Annotated in this window: 15 protein-coding genes; 9 read left to right on the top strand and 6 right to left on the bottom strand. The window is 68.7% G+C overall.

Annotated features, from left to right (window positions below):
- Position 1 precedes the first annotated feature (1 nt).
- Complete coding sequence (locus ACFVIV_RS01890) at positions 2-772, top strand: RluA family pseudouridine synthase (RefSeq protein ID WP_379192840.1); 771 nt, start codon at positions 2-4, stop codon at positions 770-772.
- A gap of 199 nt (positions 773-971) precedes the next feature.
- Positions 972-1,751 (top strand): metallophosphoesterase, encoded by a 780-nt coding sequence (locus ACFVIV_RS01885; RefSeq protein WP_379192839.1) that lies wholly within the window; start codon positions 972-974, stop codon positions 1,749-1,751.
- Here the strand turns inward: ACFVIV_RS01885 and ACFVIV_RS01880 are convergent.
- Positions 1,732-2,799 carry an AraC family transcriptional regulator gene (locus ACFVIV_RS01880; RefSeq protein WP_379192838.1) on the bottom strand — a complete coding sequence of 356 codons (1,068 nt, stop codon included), beginning with the start codon at positions 2,797-2,799 and terminating at the stop codon, positions 1,732-1,734. The two genes, ACFVIV_RS01885 and ACFVIV_RS01880, sit on opposite strands and share 20 nt — an antisense overlap.
- Positions 2,800-2,893: 94 nt before the next feature.
- Here ACFVIV_RS01880 and ACFVIV_RS01875 point away from each other — a divergent pair, with 94 nt between their 5' ends.
- From ACFVIV_RS01875 to ACFVIV_RS01865, 3 genes are all read left to right on the top strand, one after another.
- Positions 2,894-4,348 (top strand): flavin-containing monooxygenase, encoded by a 1,455-nt coding sequence (locus ACFVIV_RS01875; protein ID WP_379192836.1) that lies wholly within the window; start codon positions 2,894-2,896, stop codon positions 4,346-4,348.
- Between the two features lie 39 nt (positions 4,349-4,387).
- The gene (locus tag ACFVIV_RS01870) at positions 4,388-4,777 is read left to right on the top strand and encodes a DUF4377 domain-containing protein (protein WP_379192834.1); all 390 of its coding nucleotides are present in this window, start codon (positions 4,388-4,390) and stop codon (positions 4,775-4,777) included.
- Between the two features lie 292 nt (positions 4,778-5,069).
- On the top strand, positions 5,070-6,293 hold the full coding sequence (locus ACFVIV_RS01865) for a lipase family protein (RefSeq protein ID WP_379192832.1): 1,224 nt from the start codon (positions 5,070-5,072) through the stop codon (positions 6,291-6,293).
- A gap of 50 nt (positions 6,294-6,343) precedes the next feature.
- Here the strand turns inward: ACFVIV_RS01865 and ACFVIV_RS01860 are convergent, their stop codons facing one another.
- The 3 genes from ACFVIV_RS01860 to ACFVIV_RS01850 form a co-directional block, all read right to left on the bottom strand.
- Complete coding sequence (locus ACFVIV_RS01860; protein ID WP_379192830.1) at positions 6,344-6,988, bottom strand: ammonium transporter; 645 nt, start codon at positions 6,986-6,988, stop codon at positions 6,344-6,346.
- Positions 6,989-7,137: 149 nt separating this feature from the next.
- Positions 7,138-7,902, bottom strand: coding sequence for an energy-coupling factor transporter transmembrane component T family protein (locus tag ACFVIV_RS01855; protein ID WP_379192828.1), 765 nt, complete (start codon positions 7,900-7,902; stop codon positions 7,138-7,140).
- The gene (locus ACFVIV_RS01850) at positions 7,899-9,998 is read right to left on the bottom strand and encodes an ABC transporter ATP-binding protein (RefSeq protein WP_379192826.1); all 2,100 of its coding nucleotides are present in this window, start codon (positions 9,996-9,998) and stop codon (positions 7,899-7,901) included. Before ACFVIV_RS01850 ends, ACFVIV_RS01855 begins: the two co-directional genes overlap by 4 nt.
- Before the next feature lie 80 nt (positions 9,999-10,078).
- Here ACFVIV_RS01850 and ACFVIV_RS01845 point away from each other — a divergent pair, with 80 nt between their 5' ends.
- The 3 genes from ACFVIV_RS01845 (at position 10,079) to ACFVIV_RS01835 (ending at position 12,718) form a co-directional block, all read left to right on the top strand.
- Positions 10,079-10,993, top strand: coding sequence for a cation diffusion facilitator family transporter (locus ACFVIV_RS01845; RefSeq protein ID WP_379192824.1), 915 nt, complete (start codon positions 10,079-10,081; stop codon positions 10,991-10,993).
- A 448-nt stretch (positions 10,994-11,441) separates the two neighbouring features.
- Positions 11,442-12,251: an XRE family transcriptional regulator gene (locus ACFVIV_RS01840; protein WP_379192822.1), complete on the top strand. Its 810-nt coding sequence runs from the start codon at positions 11,442-11,444 to the stop codon at positions 12,249-12,251.
- The gene (locus tag ACFVIV_RS01835) at positions 12,248-12,718 is read left to right on the top strand and encodes an NUDIX hydrolase (RefSeq protein WP_379192820.1); all 471 of its coding nucleotides are present in this window, start codon (positions 12,248-12,250) and stop codon (positions 12,716-12,718) included. The genes ACFVIV_RS01840 and ACFVIV_RS01835 overlap by 4 nt, the downstream gene beginning before the upstream one ends.
- On the opposite strand, the gene ACFVIV_RS01830 is transcribed toward ACFVIV_RS01835, so the two are convergent.
- Entirely contained in the window at positions 12,709-13,251 is a 543-nt protein-coding gene (locus tag ACFVIV_RS01830) for an HD domain-containing protein (protein WP_379192818.1), read from the bottom strand. The two genes, ACFVIV_RS01835 and ACFVIV_RS01830, sit on opposite strands and share 10 nt — an antisense overlap.
- Positions 13,252-13,301: 50 nt before the next feature.
- Complete coding sequence (locus ACFVIV_RS01825; protein WP_379192816.1) at positions 13,302-13,931, bottom strand: TetR/AcrR family transcriptional regulator; 630 nt, start codon at positions 13,929-13,931, stop codon at positions 13,302-13,304.
- Between the two features lie 87 nt (positions 13,932-14,018).
- Between ACFVIV_RS01825 and ACFVIV_RS01820 the strand changes: the two genes are divergently transcribed.
- Positions 14,019-15,053: an NAD-dependent epimerase/dehydratase family protein gene (locus ACFVIV_RS01820; RefSeq protein ID WP_379192814.1), complete on the top strand. Its 1,035-nt coding sequence runs from the start codon at positions 14,019-14,021 to the stop codon at positions 15,051-15,053.
- Positions 15,054-15,231 lie beyond the last annotated feature (178 nt).

Genomic DNA, 15,231 nt, shown 5'->3' with positions numbered 1-15,231 from the left:
GGTGGATACGCGTTGGCCCGAACTGCGGAAACAGTGCCTGCTCGCCGAGGACGAGGCGGTGCTGGCGCTGAACAAGCCCGCGGGCATCTCGGTCACCGGCGAGCGCCACGACACCGACCTCGTGGAGCTCGCCGCGGCCGCCGGGGAGACCCTCTACCCGGTGCACCGCATCGACAAGGTCACCTCCGGGCTCGTCCTGCTGGCCAAGGAGCTGCCCGCGCACGGCCAGCTCACCCGCCAGTTCAACAAGCGCACGGCTGAGAAGGCGTACCTGGCCGTCACCGAATCCACCGGCCTGCCCGACCGCGGAGTCATCGACCTCCCCCTCGGCGTCGGCCGCAAGAACCGCGTACGAATCGCCGCCCCCCGCGAGGCCATCCGGCGCGACGGCGACACCTGGCGCGTCGACGACCAAGACCTCCTGGCAGGCAAGAACTACCCCTCCATCACCGAATTCACCACCCTCGCCCGCACCCCCGCCCACACCGTGCTGGCCCTCCGCCCCATCACCGGCCGCCGCCACCAAATTCGCGTCCACCTGGCCTGGATCGGCCACCCCATCACCGGCGACCCCCTCTTCGACAAATCCGGAACCCACCCCCGCACCCACCTCCACTCCTGGCGCCTACACCTCGACGCCCCCTGGCGCGACCCGGCAACCCTGAACCTGGAAGCCGAACCCGGCGCGGACTTCTGGAACGTGGGCGGCGAAATCATCTCCAGCGACTGCATTCGCGGGTTCGGCCGCGAAGCCTCCGAAGCCCCGGCGTAGTTGGGGATTCGGGGGCGAAGCCCCTGAGGGCCCCGGGAGTGGGCTCCCCCACTCCGAGCCCGCTTCGATGTGAAATCGCTATATTCGGTGGCGAGTCTCACCGAGACCGCATAGCGGCAGCTCAACTAGCCTCGAAAGGGTGGCCGCCCGCGGCCCGCTCGGGCGCAATGGCGCTGCCCTTCACAGAAAGCGAACGCCGATGGTTCTGCTGGCACAGCTCAGTGACACCCATTTCAACATGAGCGATCGGAATCTCGAACGCACGGAACGTGTCATGGCCTTTCTGGCCGAGCTGCCGCAGCGACCGGACGTCATCCTGGTCACCGGCGATATCGGCGACGAAGGGGATGTCGAGGAATATCAGCAGGCCCGGTTGGCCCTGAAGGCCGACGTCCCGGTCGTCATCCTCCCCGGCAATCACGATGATCGCGGCAATATGCGCGCCGTGCTGTTCGGCGAATCGTCTTCCTACGCACCGATCAATCAATCGTTCAGCATCGACGGCGTCACCCTCGCCCTGCTCGATTCCAGCATTCCCAATCAGTCCGCGGGCGAGCTCGCCGAGGAGACCTACGACTTCCTCACCACCTTGCTGGCGAACACTCCGGCCGACGATGTCGTGCTGGTCGCCATGCACCATCCGCCGGTGCCGGTGCATTCCACCGTCGTGGACCCCATCCGCCTCACCAATCCGGAGCGCCTGGCCGAGATCGTCGCCGCCGACGACCGCATTCTCGCCGTGCTCACCGGCCATGTGCACCTCGGCCTGACCACCACCTTCGCCGGCAAGCCGCTCATCGTGGCCCCCAGTATCGCCTCGACCATCGGCGGCGAATGGGAGACGGCCCGGCCCGGGCACGTCCCCATCGATTTCGCCCCGGACCCGGTGCTGGTCTTCCACTCCATTCAGGACGGCCGGCTGCTGTCCACCTTCCGTCCCGTCGCCATGGGCGGCTGGCTCAGCGAACCGGCGGAGTGAGCGCCCCGCGCCGATACGCCGAGGGCGTGGTCCCGGTCCAGCGTTTGAACGCGTGAATGAAGGTGGACGCCTCCGCATATCCCAGCCGGATGGCCACATCGCTCACCGAAAGCGGTGTGGCCGTGAGCATTTCCTCCGCCAGCGCACGGCGCACCTCGTCCAGCAGCTGCCGGTAGCTGGTGCCCGCGGCATCGAGGTGCCGGCGCAGCGTGCGGGTGCTCATATTGAGATCCCGTGCCACCAGGTCGATTCCCGGCGGCGCGGCGAATCCGTCCACCCCGCCGCGCGGCACCAATCGCTCGCGCACATCCGCCGCGATACCGGTGCGCGCCCGCCGCCGTGACACCAGTTCCCGGCATTGCGCCAGGCACATGGCCCAGGTGTGCTCATTGGCCTGCGGCAGCGGCTGCTCCAGCATCGCGGGATCGAGGCTGAACAGATTGTGCGGCTGATCGAATTGCGGTTGCAGCCCGAAGATCTCGTCGTAGAGCCGCCGGTCTCCCGGCGGCGGGAAATCGAATTCGGCCCGCACCAGCTCCACCTGATGCCCGAGCAGATCGCACAGCATCTGATGCATGGCGGTCACATCGCGTTCCACCAGGAACCGCCGCACGTCCGCCGGAATCCGCTCGTCGTGAATCCGCGCCACGAACTCGCCGGGCCGCCAGCGCGCCACCGGAATGCAGAAGGTGAAGCTCAATTCCAGATACCGCAGCGCGAAGGCGATGGCCTCCCCCAGTGTCGGGCTGCTCACGCAGGCGAATCCGAAGATGCCGAAGGTGGTGATCCGGTACCGCCGCCCCACCTCCAGCCCCAGATTGGGCCGCTCCCCCAGCTCCCGGACCAGATTCCGGATCACCGCCAGCTCGGTGTGCGCGTCGACCTGCGCATCCGGATCGGCGAGGGTCTTCTCGCTGACCCCCGAGCCCGCCAGCATGCGCTGCACCGGCACCCCGTGCTCGCGCCCGAACCCCACCATGAGCACGACACTCGCGACTCCCCGTGGGAAGTCCCAGTCCCGTACCCCCGCCTCCTGCACCGTGCTCATAGCCAGATTATGGCCGAAATTCTCGATCAGGACCCCCACGAACCGCGACGCGGCCTCCTACAGTGGAAAGCGTCTCCGATGTGAGGGGTGCCACATGCCGTCGATCATCATCATCGGTGCCGGGTTCGGCGGGCTCGGCATGGCGATGGAGTTGCAGCGCAACGGTTTCCGCGAGTTCACCATTCTCGAGCGGGCCGCTGACCTGGGCGGAGTCTGGCGGGAGAACACCTATCCGGGTGCGGCCTGCGATGTGCCGTCGCCGCTGTACTCCTTCTCGAAGGAGCCCAAACCCAAATGGCGGCAGCGGTATTCGTCGCGCGAGGACATCTGGGCGTACATGCGCGGGGTGGCCGAACGGCACCGGCTGGGCGAGCACATCGTCTTCGGCGCGGACGTCACCGAGGCCGAGTACGACGAGACCACCGGCCGGTGGACCGTGCACACCGCCGACGGGGCGGCCCGCACCGCCGATGTCCTCATCTCCGCGGTGGGCCAGCTGTCCCGGCCCGCCATGCCCGCCATCCCCGGTATCGGCACATTCGCCGGCCGGTCCTTCCACTCCGCGCAGTGGAATCACGACATCGACCTGACCGGACAGCACGTGGCCTGCATCGGCACCGGGGCCAGCGCCATCCAGTACGTGCCCGAGATTCAGCCCAAGGTCGCTCACCTGACGCTGTTCCAGCGCACCGCGGCCTGGGTGCTGCCCAAGTTCGACACCGACTACAAACCCGTCCATCAACGCGTCCTGCTGCACGTCCCGGGTCTGCCCGTGGCCGAACGCTTCTCCTGGTGGGCCATCGGCGAATTCGTGGCCCTGGGCCTGGTGGAGTTTCCGGGCATCGTCCGACTGGTGTCCGGCATCGCGGAGCGGCATCTCGAAGAACAGGTCACCGATCCGGAACTGCGCGCCAAGCTGACCCCCGACTACCCCATCGGCTGCAAGCGCGGCCTGTTCTCCAACGACTACTATCCGGCCCTCACCCAGCCGAACGTGGCGGTCGAGACCACGCCCATCACCGAGATCGTCCCCGAGGGCGTCCGCACCGAGGACGGCGCCCTGCATCGGGCCGACGTGATCATCTACGGCACCGGCTTCAAGGGCACGGAATTCCTGTGGCCCATGAAGATTCGCGGCCGCGCCGGCGTGCACCTCTCCGATGTCTGGGACGACGGCGCGCACGCCTATCTCGGCCTCACCGTCCCCGATTTCCCCAATATGTTCATGATCTACGGCCCCAATACCAATCTCGGCGTCGGCTCCATCATCTACATGATCGAATCCCAGGCCCGCTACATCCGCCACGCCCTCCAGCTCTTGGCCGAACGCCCGGGGCAGGTCATGGAGGTCCGCCCCGACGCGGAACGCGACTTCAACACCGCCCTCCAGCAGCGCCTGGCCAAGACCCCCTGGAACTTCTGCACCAGCTGGTATCGCACCCCCTCCGGCCGCATCACCAACAACTGGCCCGGCACCACCCGCAGCTACCGCCGCCTCACCCGCAAGGTGGATCTCGCCGACTACCGACTCACCCACGTGGCCCGCTGATCCCCCGGCGCCCGAACCCCCGTATGGCATATTCACGCCATGCGAACTCGCCTCCGCCTGGCCGTTCCCCTCGCGCTGCTGGCCCTCCTCCCGGTGAGCGCCTGCTCCTCCGACGGCTCCACCGAGCCGTCCACGACCTCGGCGGCCGCGTCGAGCACCACGGTTCCCGGCGCCCGGCAGTTCGAAATCTATGTGGCCCCCGAAGAAGTCCCCTGCACCGGAATGGCTCCCCAGACCTGCCTCCAGGTCCGCCGCGACCCCAACTCCCCGTGGGAACTCCACTACTTCGACATCGAAGGCTTCGACTACCAGCCCGGCTACACCTACCACCTGCTCGTGGAGGAACGCCCCTGGCTGAACCCGCCGGCGGACGCCCCCTCCCACACCTGGCACCTGATCAAGGTGATCTCGAAAGCACCGGCGTCCTAGCGGTCGGCCAGCTGGACAGTTGATCACCGGGAAACCGTGGCGGCATCGGCCGAGAGCGCTCCGCCACCAGTTCCCGGTCGGTGGTGTTTCAGATCTTCGTGGCCGGTTCGACACATTTCGTTGGGACCGGCCGGTTTTCGCCCGCAATGCCTTGGCTACGCCGCGCGCACGCCGTTGACCTGGCGGTATGCCGGGCAGTAGGTTTGGTGGTCCGATGCGCCGGAGATCAAGGTCGGCGCGAGATGCGAGTCCGTAGTGCTGGAGCGTCGGGGAGTCGACGCTGGAGGCGGTTATGCATCGGACCCGATCTTGGTGGCGGATGGGCCTGGTCGCGGCCGTCGCTCTGATCGCCGCCGCCGTGGTGGTGCCGCAGACCCGGGCGCAGATTCCGTATCCGGATGATGATCCGTTCTATGCGGCCCCGGCCGGGTTGGGGGACTTCGCGAATGGGGACGTGCTGAACTCGCGGCCGATCTCGGTGCTCGGGCTGCCGCTGCCGGTGGCGGGGTGGCAGGTGCAGTACCGGTCGACCGATTCGACCGGGGCGGCGGTCGCGGATATGGCGACCGTGCTCGCACCGCTGCTGCCATGGCTCGGGCCCGGCGGGCGGCCGCTGCTGTCGTATCAGGTGGCGGAGGACAGTCTCGGGACGCGGTGCGCGCCGTCGTATGCGCTCCGGGGCGGGCGGGATTGGTCGATCGTCAATACCGTGCTGGACGTGCCGTTCCTGGCGGAGCTGCTGCGGCGAGGCTGGGCGGTGGTGGTGTCCGATTACGAGGGCCCGCAGTCGCGGTTCTTCGACGGCGTGAACTCCGGGCGCGGGGTCCTGGATGGGGTGCGGGCGGCGAAATCGTTCCCGCCGCTGGGGATCACGGAGGCCAGCCCGATCGGAGCGTGGGGCTATTCGGGTGGCGCGTTCGCCACCTTGTGGGCCATGGAGCAGCGGGCCGGTTATGCGCCGGAGCTCTGGTTCGCGGGTGTGACGGCCGGTGGGGTGCCCGCCGATATCGCCGCCATCGCCAGGCAGATCGACGGGGAGACCCAGGCCGGTCTCGCGGTCCTGATCCTGGTGGCCCTGGCGCGCAACGATCCCGGATCCGGATTGATCGACGCGTTGAATCAGCGCGGCAGGGATCTGCTGGCGCAGGAGGCGCAGGCGTGCGGCGCCGATCTGGTGGTGCGGCATCTCAACCGGCACATGGACGAATACGGCAACGAGCCGAATCTGTTGTGGCATCCGGCCTTCCAGGCCGCGACGCGGAAGCAGGAACTCGGTGCGGTCGCGCCCGATATCCCGCTGTACATGTATCACAGCCTCGGCGACGACATCATTCCCGTGGCGGGCTACACGGCCCTGGTGGACCGCTACTGCGCCCTGGGCGCGAATCTCACCGCCGTGCACTCCGCCATCCCGGGCCACAATCCGGCGGCGGTGGTGGAATCGGTTGGCGCCCTGAACTATCTGTCCGATCGCTTCGCCGGTGTCCCGCTCGCGAACGGTTGCGTGGTGCGCTGAAGCCCGGCGGGGCGCGGAATGCGCGCGCCCCTACCGGAGTTCGGCTAGCGCTAGTTGGCCCACTTGGTGGTGCCGGGCGCCGCGGTGAGGGTGTTGATCAGGTCCACCCCGGCGATGATCAGCGTCGGGCCGCCGACCACCAGGGTGCCGATGATCGCGCCGATGCCCGCCGCGACCGGCACGGTGGCCAGGCCGAAGGCGCCGCCGGCGAAGCCGATCAGGCCGACCACCGCGCCGACGGCGAGGCCGATGAAGCTGCCGACCGCGGTCGCGATGCCGAACTGGCTGCTGAAGGCCTGCATGGCCTTCTGGTTCTCCTCGGTGGAGGCGATGGGCTGCACCGGCACCGGGCGGGCCGAGGCGACATCCTTGACGGCGGTCAGCTCGAGGGTGCGGGCGTCGACGGAGATATTGTGCGGCAGGGCGTATTCGAGGCCGTCCTGCGCGAACGACAGGGGCAGGCTCACCACGGTGTTGCCGGCGATGTCCTTGACATTCACCGAGCTGCCGGCGACTTCGAAGGATCCGTCGGTCAGGGTGGTGACGACGGTGTTGCCGACCAGTTTGGTCTCGTACCCCACGTTCGGGGTGGCCGGATCAGCTTGTGCGACGCCCGCGCTCGCAATGGCGAGTGCGGTCACTACGGGCGCGGCGACAGCGGTGATCTTGCGCAGCATGGAACTTCCAATCTTCATCAGGTTTCGAAGGCAACACGCGGCTCATCGATTAGATTCCTCCCCTCGAAGAGTGCTGCCGAGCCCGTGTTGCGGCGTATTGCGCTCTACAAGCGATCACCGTAACGCGTTACACCGACACCTCGGATCATTTTTGACTCGAGTGTCATTCAAAACACCAGGTCGACAGCTATGCAGATCGCACATACGACCCCGACGATCGATAGCGCGAAGACATCACCGCGCCCCGGCCGGCTGGGCCGCGCGGTCAATTCGCCGGTGCCGCCGCGGGTGGTGATGGCCTCGCCGAGCTCGCCTGCGCGACGGCTGGATACGGCCATGCTCGCGGTGAGAATGTCGACCAGCGGATTCTCCGACGCCCGATGCAGCAGCGAATCCTTGGGCCGGAGTTTGCGGGCCGCTCGCAGGATCCGCAATTCCTCCAGCAGCAACGGCAGCCCGCGCAGCGTCAGCGCCACCACCACCGCCCACTCGTCGACCGGAATCCGGTGCCGCACGCCCTTGCGGGTCCAGCCGATGCGCCGCAGCGGCGCACCGAGTTTCGCCAGCGCGGGCGCGATCTCCCCCATGGGCGTGGTCCAGGCGATGAGGAAGGATGCGCCCAGCAGAATCAAGCCGAAGACAATGACATTGGCGTAGCGCAGCACCGCGGCCCCGCCCACCGGCAGATTGATGAGCGCGCCGATGCCGATGCCCAGCCAGAACCACCACGGGAACCGCGGCAGCGTCCCCAGCGGCAGCCGCGCCGTCAGCCACACCGCCACCAGGAACGCGATGCTCAGGCCGAGCACCGGCCAGGACGGCATGAACATCAGCAGCGCGCTGATGGCGAAGGCCGCGATCATCTTGGTACCGGCCCAGAGCCGATGCACCGGACTGTCGACGGGGACCTCGCGGAGAATGACGCTGCTCATCGGAAGCCTCCGGTGAAATCGGGGACGCGCGGCCCTGCAGGATGTGATGGCGCCGCGGGATGCGGTGGCGCGGCGGTTTCGACGATGCGCCCGTCGCGCAGGTGCACGGTGCGGTCGCAGACCGCGGCCATATCCGCCACATCGTGGGAGATGACAATGAGGGTGAGACCGGAATCGCGCAGCCGGGCAAGCAGTTCCACCACCCCGGCGCGGCCCTCCGGATCGAGTCCGGCCAGCGGCTCGTCGAGCACGACCACCTGCGGACGTCCGGCGACGATGGCGGCCAGCACCACCCGTTTGGCCTGTCCGCCGCTGAGCTCCTCGATGGATCGGGTGGCCAGGGCGCGGTCCAGGCCGACCGCGTCCAGGGCACGGGCGACGGCGGCGGTGCCGTGCCCGCCCCAGTCCTCGATCTCCTCGCCCACGCTCTGCCGTTGCAGCTGCAGCCGGGAATGCTGAAAGGCCAGCTGTACCGCGCCGATTCGCTTGTGCACCGGTTTGGCGCCGGCGAATTCGCGCAGCACGCACGCGCCGTCGGTCGGGACGGTCAATCCGGCCATGATCCAGGCCAGCGTGGATTTGCCGGAGCCATTGCCGCCCACGATGAGCAGCGCCTCGCCGCGCCGGACGCTGAGATCCACGCCGTGCAGCGCGGGCGCCTCCCAGGGCGTGCCCCGGTTGTAGGTGTGGCGCACCCCGGTGAGTTCCAGGACGGGTTCGCCCATGGGCCTGCGCCGCTGGTCGCGGACCGGCCGCGGCCAGGCGGGCAGCTGCGCGACCGAGCGCCCGCCCATCAGGTGCACGACCCGGTCGGCGGCCGCGGCGTCGGCCTCGTGATGGGTCACCAGCACCACGGCCATCGCGTGCCGCTTGGGCAGATCGGCGAGCAGCGCGACGAGATCGCGGCGGCCCTCCGGATCGATCATGGAGGTCGCCTCGTCGGCCAGCAGCAGCGTGGGCTGCCGGGCCAGCGCGGCGGCGACGGCCAGGCGCTGCTGTTGCCCGCCGGACAAGGTCGCGGTCTCCCGATCGCCCATGCCCGCCAGCCCGACCTCGGTCAGCAGCCCGTCGATATCGACCTCGGCGGCGATCTCGGTCGGCAGGCCCCACACCACATCGTCGGCCACCAGCACGCCGAGGGTCTGGCTTTCGGGTCGCTGCAACACCATTGCGGTGCCGCCGCGCACGCCGAGCCCGGCGGATCCGGGCCGGGTCACGGTGCCGCCGGTGGGCGGGCGGCCCGCGAGAATCCTGGTGAGCGTGGACTTTCCGGACCCGTTGTGCCCGACCACCGCCACGAATTCCCCGACCCGCACGGTCAGGTCGATGCCCTGCAGGGCGTCCGCGCGAGCGCCGGGATAGCGGAACGACACCTCCCGCAGCGTGACCGGCAGCGGTGCGACCGGCCGGTCGTCGGCGGGCGCGTCGAGCAGATCATCGCGTCCGGGCAGCCAGGCCAGCCGGTCCAGCACCGAGCCGAGCACATACCAGGAGACCACGCCGCTCACGATCACCCCGGCGATGACGCCGCCGCCGATCCAGGCCCACCACCAGCGCAGGATGGCATCGGTGGCCTCGGCGACCCAACGTCCGAGCGGTTCCAGCGCGGCTTGGCGCGCCGCCAGATTTTCCAGGCCCCGCGCCGAGTTGCGGATAGTGTCGAACAGCAGTTGGCGTGACCGGGAGAACAGCAGCAGCATTCCGACGGAGAAGCATGCCCCGACCAGTCCGGCGAGCGCGGACAGCCCGAGCACCGCGAGGAGACCGCCGTGCCGCCGCTTGACGATGCCGATGATCCCGCCGACCACGGCCACCCCGACCAGGTTCACCGCGGGCACGATGCCGGCCGCCACGAAGGTCACCAGCGTCGCCGCGATGGTGGTGGTGGCGACCGCGCGCAGCCGGTGCCGGTGCGCGAGCAAGCCCATCGGCACCGCGGCCACCAGCTGCAGTGCGGCGGCGAACGGCACCAGCGCGCCCACGGTCACCAGGCCCACGGTCGCCCCGCCCAGCACGGCCCCGGTGGCGAGTTCGATGGGCCGCAGCGGGCCTCGGGTCAGGCGGGGCGGCCCGGCGGGCGGGGACGAAGCAGTCACGTCAACCAGTCTGCCGTGTCCACGCCGGTGCACGGCCGGGTCCTTGCATTCATGCGCAACTATGCATATGTTTGATCCTTGTGGGACATGATCATTCGCACGGCGTAGCCCCGGAGAGCGCCTCGGGCAAATACCTCGGCCGCCTGGTGCTCGCGCTGGCCATAGCGCTCGTCTTCATGGCGGTCGAGTTCATCGTCGCCTTCGCGACCTCGTCGCTGGCCCTGCTCTCCGACGCCACGCACATGCTGACCGATGTGGTCGGCATCTCGATGGCACTGTCGGCGATCCTGCTGGCCAAGCGCACCCGCGCCACCTACACCCGCACCTTCGGGTACTACCGGGCCGAGGTCCTGGCGGCGCTGGCCAATGCGATCCTGCTCTTCGCGGTCGCCGCCTACGTCCTCTACGAGGCCATCGCCCGCCTCGGCGAGCCGCCGGAGGTTCCCGGCTGGCCCGTCCTCATCGTCGGCGCCCTCGGCCTGGTCGCCAATATCGCCTCGTTCCTGCTGCTGCGCCAGGGCGCCCAGGAGAGCATCAATGTGCGCGGCGCCTATCTGGAGGTCTTCGCCGACCTCATCGGATCGGTCGGCGTATTGCTCTCCGCCGCAATCACTCTCACCACCGGATGGCGCTATGCCGACATGATCATCGGCGTGGCCATCGGCTTCTGGGTGCTGCCCCGCGCCTTCCTGCTGGCAAAGCGCTCGCTGCGAATCCTGTTCCAGCACAGCCCCGAAGACCTCGATGTGGAAAAGGTCGCCGCGGCCCTGCAGGCCGTCCCCGGCGTCTCAGACGTCCACGACCTCCACGTCTGGACTCTCACCTCCGGCATGGAAGTGGCCTCCGCCCATCTCGCGGTGACCGCCGGGCACTCCGGCGACGACGTCCTGCGCGCCGCCCAGCAGATCCTGGCCGGCGACTTCCACATCGAACACGCCACCCTCCAGGTCGAAAGCGCCGATTCCGCCGCTCATTGCAAGGAATTGTCCTGGTAGTCCGGCGGGCTCGACGGTGATGACGTCCACTCGCCGAACCAGTGCGTCGGGCGCCCGGCCGCCGTTGAAATGCTCGGCCCCGGGCACGATCACGGCCGCCACATCCAGGCGGTTCACCAGTGCCCGGAGCCGGGCCAGCGGCGGCCTGCCGCTGCGCGCGTCGTACACGACCACGCCGCAGAAGTCGTAGCCGCGCTGCTCGGCGACTCCTCGAATCCGCTCCTCATCCCACGGCTGGCCCATGCCGGAAACATCCGCCCGCAGATAGCCGAGCGCCGCGGGCCGAAACCGCATCGCCTTCCTTCCCATGGCCCCCAGCTTGGCCCGAGCCGGGGTCTCGGCGCGTCGCCGCCGAGGTACCTTCTGCCGCGTCAATGTCTCCTCTATGTCTCGTTTCCGCAGGTAGGATCGCCGCCATGGACACGGCGGCTCGGCTCGGGGCGGCGATATGGCGACGGTACTGAAAGCGCTACTGCAACAACGACATCTGCAAACCGTCTCCTCGTTCAACCGGGAATACGATCGGCTCGCCGGACTGGTGGAGCCCGAGCTGATCGGCTGCGGCCCCAAGAAGGCGCAGTTCTACCGCTGGCTCTCCGGCGATCTCACCGGCCTGCCGTACCCGCATCATTGCCGCATCCTGCAGGCCATGTTCCCGGACTGGTCCATCGGCGACCTGTTCGAGCAGTTCTGCGGGCAGGAGCGGGGATCGGGAACCGGCACGGCCGAGGTGATCACGGTCTATCCGCATCGGAGTTCGGTTCCCCCGGATCTGTGGAACCGGCTGCTGAGCGCGTGTGTGCACCATATCGACATCCTGGTGCTCGCGGGCCTGTTCCTCGCCGAGGACCCGGTCTTCGTGAAGCTGGTCAAAAGCAAAGCACAGCAGGGCGTTTCGGTGCGAATATTGTTCGGTGACCCGCTGGCGGACGAAGCCGCACGCCGCAGTGCGGAGGAGCGGCTGGCGGCCGGGGCGGTGCAGGCCCGGATCCGCAACGCGCTGGCGCTGGTGGAGTCGCTGAACACTGTCGACGGCGTCGACCTGCGCTTCCACCGCACCACCCTCTACAACTCGGTCTTCAGATTCGATGACGAAATGATCGTGAACACCCACGTCTTCGGCATGCCCGGCGCCTACGCCCCGGCGCTGCACCTCAGACGGCTGCCGGCCGGCGATATGTTCGAGACGTATTCGACCAGCTTCGAACATGTCTGGGCCGCCTCGGAAGTCGCCAACTTCTCCAGGATCAGGGCATGACCCGCATCGACTACTACCACGATCCGGCGGCGCCCAGAGCCAACACCATCCGGGTCGCGGTGAGCGCGGTGGTCCGCGACGGCGAGGGACGAATCCTGTTGATCCACCGCACCGACAACAGCAAGTACGCCATTCCGGGTGGCGGGCTGGAGATCGGTGAGACGCCGACGCAGGCGGTGGTGCGCGAGGTGAAGGAGGAGACCGGCATCGATGTCGTGGTGACGGGGCTGGTGGGCGTCTTCTCCAATCCGAGCCACGTCATCGCCTACGACGACGGCGAAGTGCGCCAAGAGTTCTCGATCTGCTTCCGCGCCGATCCGATCGGCGGCGAACTGCGCACGAGCGCGGAATCCACAGCGGTGGAATGGGTTGCCACCGGCGATCTGGCGGCGCTCGACATCCACCCTTCCATCAGACTCCGGATCGCCCGCGGGCTCGAATACCGAGCCGACCCGTTCTACACCTGATCCCGTTCGGCGAGTAATCGTTCGGTTCGCCCCACCGCGGCAAGCAATTCCGGCGCGGCCTCGACCACCGAGCGGGTGACCACATGATCGGCCCCGTATCGCCGCCGGACTTCCTCGATGCGGCTGGACCCATCGGTGACCTCGCCCGTCGGCGTCGTGGTCAGATCGGCCCACCACAGCGCATCGCGCAGCGATGTCCGTTCGTCGGGCCAATCGATCGTCAGCCCGCGATTGCGCGCCTCCACGCTCGCACACGAGTGGTGGGCAACCAACCCGCACAGCCGATCGGAAATGCCCTGTGCCGCTAGATGAATCGTGCCATCGATCGGATGGAATCCGGTCCGCACGAGATCGGGCGCATACCCGATGTCGTGCAACCAGGCCGCCGCTATCAGCAGATCCGGGTCGTCGACGACGCCGGCCGCCAGGGCTGCCCGACGCGCCACGCCCTGGGTGTGTGCCCAGCGACGCGGTAGCTCACATAATCGAGCGCGCGCGGTCCGCGCCGCCCAGCTACGGAGATCGGTGGTCACAGCGACCAAGGGTAGTGCCGGATTTGCGAAGGTTTACTGGTTCGTATCGATCAATCGCCCGCTTTGGCGGAGTCCACGAAAGCGGCGAACATGCTCGTGATGCGGCAGGTGAGTTCCTCGGGGGTGGTGCCCATCAACCCCGCGCGCTTGCCGAGCTGGCCGTCGACGGTCAGGGCGGCCAGGCCGTGGGCCAGGCTCCACCAGGCGACGGTGAGGGCGCTCGCTTGGTCCGCGGGGAGGTCGCCCGCTCGAACTGCCTCTTCGACGGTTTCGGCGAGGACCGCGAAGGCGGCTTCGCCGGCCACCATCGCGTCCGGATGTTTCTCGGGCTGGGAGAGTTCGGGGCGGAACATGAGGCGGAAGTAGGCGGGCTGTTCGACGGCGAAGCGGACGTAGCCCGCGGCGAGTTTCGACAAGGCGTCGCGGGGACCGGAGGCCTGGGCCTTGGCGGCGGCGATTTCGTCGCGCAGGATTTCGAAGCCGCGGGTGGACAGGGCCGCGAGCAGGGCGGAGCGGTCGGCGAAATGGTGGTAGGGGGCGCCAGGGCTGACGCCGGCCTCGCGCGCCACCCGGCGCAGGCTCACCGCGGCCAAGCCCTCGGAGTCGATGAGCTGCAGGGATGCTCGCATCAGCTCTTCGCGGAGATCTCCGTGGTGGTAGCGGTCCTTGGTCGGCGACATGGGATGACTGTAGAGGGTTGACAGCTGCGGTCCTTTCAATCTAAACAGTACTTAGATTCTAAACACTGCTCAGATTGGAGTCGGATCATGTCCGATCTCGTTCTCGTCACCGGCGCCTCGGGCTATGTGGCCGGGCACCTCGTCAAGGAACTGCACGAGCATGGTTATCGGGTGCGGGGCACGGTGCGGTCGCTCGCGCGCAGTGGCACGCTGCCGCATCTGCCGGGCCTCGAACTCGTCGAAGCCGATCTCACCTCCGATGCCGGATGGGCGGCCGCGGTCGCGGACTGCCGGTTCGTCGTGCACACGGCCTCGCCGTTCCCGTCCGGGGAGCCGGAACACGAGGACGAACTGGTCCGGCCCGCGGTCGACGGGACGCTGCGGGTGCTGCGCGCGGCCGCGGCGGCCGGGGTCGAGCGAGTGGTGCTGACCTCGTCCATCGCGGCCATCCGGGTCGGGCACGGCGGCGACCGGGTGCTCACCGAGGAGGACTGGTCGAATCCCGCGGCCTGCAATGCCTATGAGAAGAGCAAGACCCTCGCCGAGCGCGCCGCCTGGGATTTCGCGGCCGCGCATCCGGAACTCGAACTGGCGGTGATCAATCCGGGCATGATCCTGGGCCCGATCCAGTACGCCGAGGTCCGCACCTCCGTCGACGCCCTGCGCATCCTGCTCGCGGCCGAGATGCCGGGCGCGCCCCGGCTCAACTTCGCCACGGTCGACGTCCGCGACCTGGCCGTCGCACACCGGCTGGCCATGACCGCTCCCGAGGCCGCGGGCAACCGCTATATCTGTGCGGGCCGCGAACTCTCGCTCCCGGACATGGCGCGGGTCCTGGCCACCCGCTACCGCGTCCCCACCCGCACCCTGCCCGACTGGCTGGTCCGCTTGGTCGCCCGCTTCAACCCCTCGGCCGCCCTGGCCGCGCGCTACCTCGGCCGCCGCGAACTGCTCAGCGCCGCGAAGGCCGAGAACGAGCTCGGCTGGAGCATGCGGCCCATCGAGCAGACCCTGCTCGATACCGCCGAAAGCCTCATCCGATTCGGTGTCGTCGCCGATCCGGGCGCACCCCGCGCGCACGCCTCCCGCAAGGCGCCGCGCCCCCAAACCGCCTCGGCCTGAGCCCGATCCGCCACACATCGCCCGCACGATCCGACACTCATCAACCGACCAAGCCTGCGGAGAGAAGTCCCACCCGTCATCCCGGCGTGGACCCACCCGTCATCCCGGCGTGGGGGGGGGGGGGGTGCCGCCCCGCGGGGGGGGGGGGGGGGCGAAAAAAGGCCCGAGGAGAGAGAGA

The organism is Nocardia sp. NPDC127526, from assembly GCF_042672265.1.
Taxonomy (GTDB): Bacteria; Actinomycetota; Actinomycetes; order Mycobacteriales; family Mycobacteriaceae; genus Nocardia.
The sequence above is the reverse complement of the archived record's forward strand: the minus strand, read 5'-3'. Positions and strand labels throughout refer to the sequence as shown.

Excerpts from the sequence above, each read along its gene's own strand:
- ACFVIV_RS01825 (WP_379192816.1), bottom strand. The coding sequence starts at position 13,931 with ATGTCGCCGACCAAGGACCGCTACCACCACGGAGATCTCCGCGAAGAG.
- ACFVIV_RS01820 (WP_379192814.1), top strand. The coding sequence starts at position 14,019 with ATGTCCGATCTCGTTCTCGTCACCGGCGCCTCGGGCTATGTGGCCGGG.
- ACFVIV_RS01860 (WP_379192830.1), bottom strand. The coding sequence starts at position 6,988 with ATGAAGATTGGAAGTTCCATGCTGCGCAAGATCACCGCTGTCGCCGCG.
- ACFVIV_RS01835 (WP_379192820.1), top strand. The coding sequence starts at position 12,248 with ATGACCCGCATCGACTACTACCACGATCCGGCGGCGCCCAGAGCCAAC.
- ACFVIV_RS01880 (WP_379192838.1), bottom strand. The coding sequence starts at position 2,799 with ATGAGCACGGTGCAGGAGGCGGGGGTACGGGACTGGGACTTCCCACGG.
- ACFVIV_RS01855 (WP_379192828.1), bottom strand. The coding sequence starts at position 7,902 with ATGAGCAGCGTCATTCTCCGCGAGGTCCCCGTCGACAGTCCGGTGCAT.
- ACFVIV_RS01885 (WP_379192839.1), top strand. The coding sequence starts at position 972 with ATGGTTCTGCTGGCACAGCTCAGTGACACCCATTTCAACATGAGCGAT.
- ACFVIV_RS01870 (WP_379192834.1), top strand. The coding sequence starts at position 4,388 with ATGCGAACTCGCCTCCGCCTGGCCGTTCCCCTCGCGCTGCTGGCCCTC.
- ACFVIV_RS01865 (WP_379192832.1), top strand. The coding sequence starts at position 5,070 with ATGCATCGGACCCGATCTTGGTGGCGGATGGGCCTGGTCGCGGCCGTC.
- ACFVIV_RS01840 (WP_379192822.1), top strand. The coding sequence starts at position 11,442 with ATGGCGACGGTACTGAAAGCGCTACTGCAACAACGACATCTGCAAACC.
- ACFVIV_RS01875 (WP_379192836.1), top strand. The coding sequence starts at position 2,894 with ATGCCGTCGATCATCATCATCGGTGCCGGGTTCGGCGGGCTCGGCATG.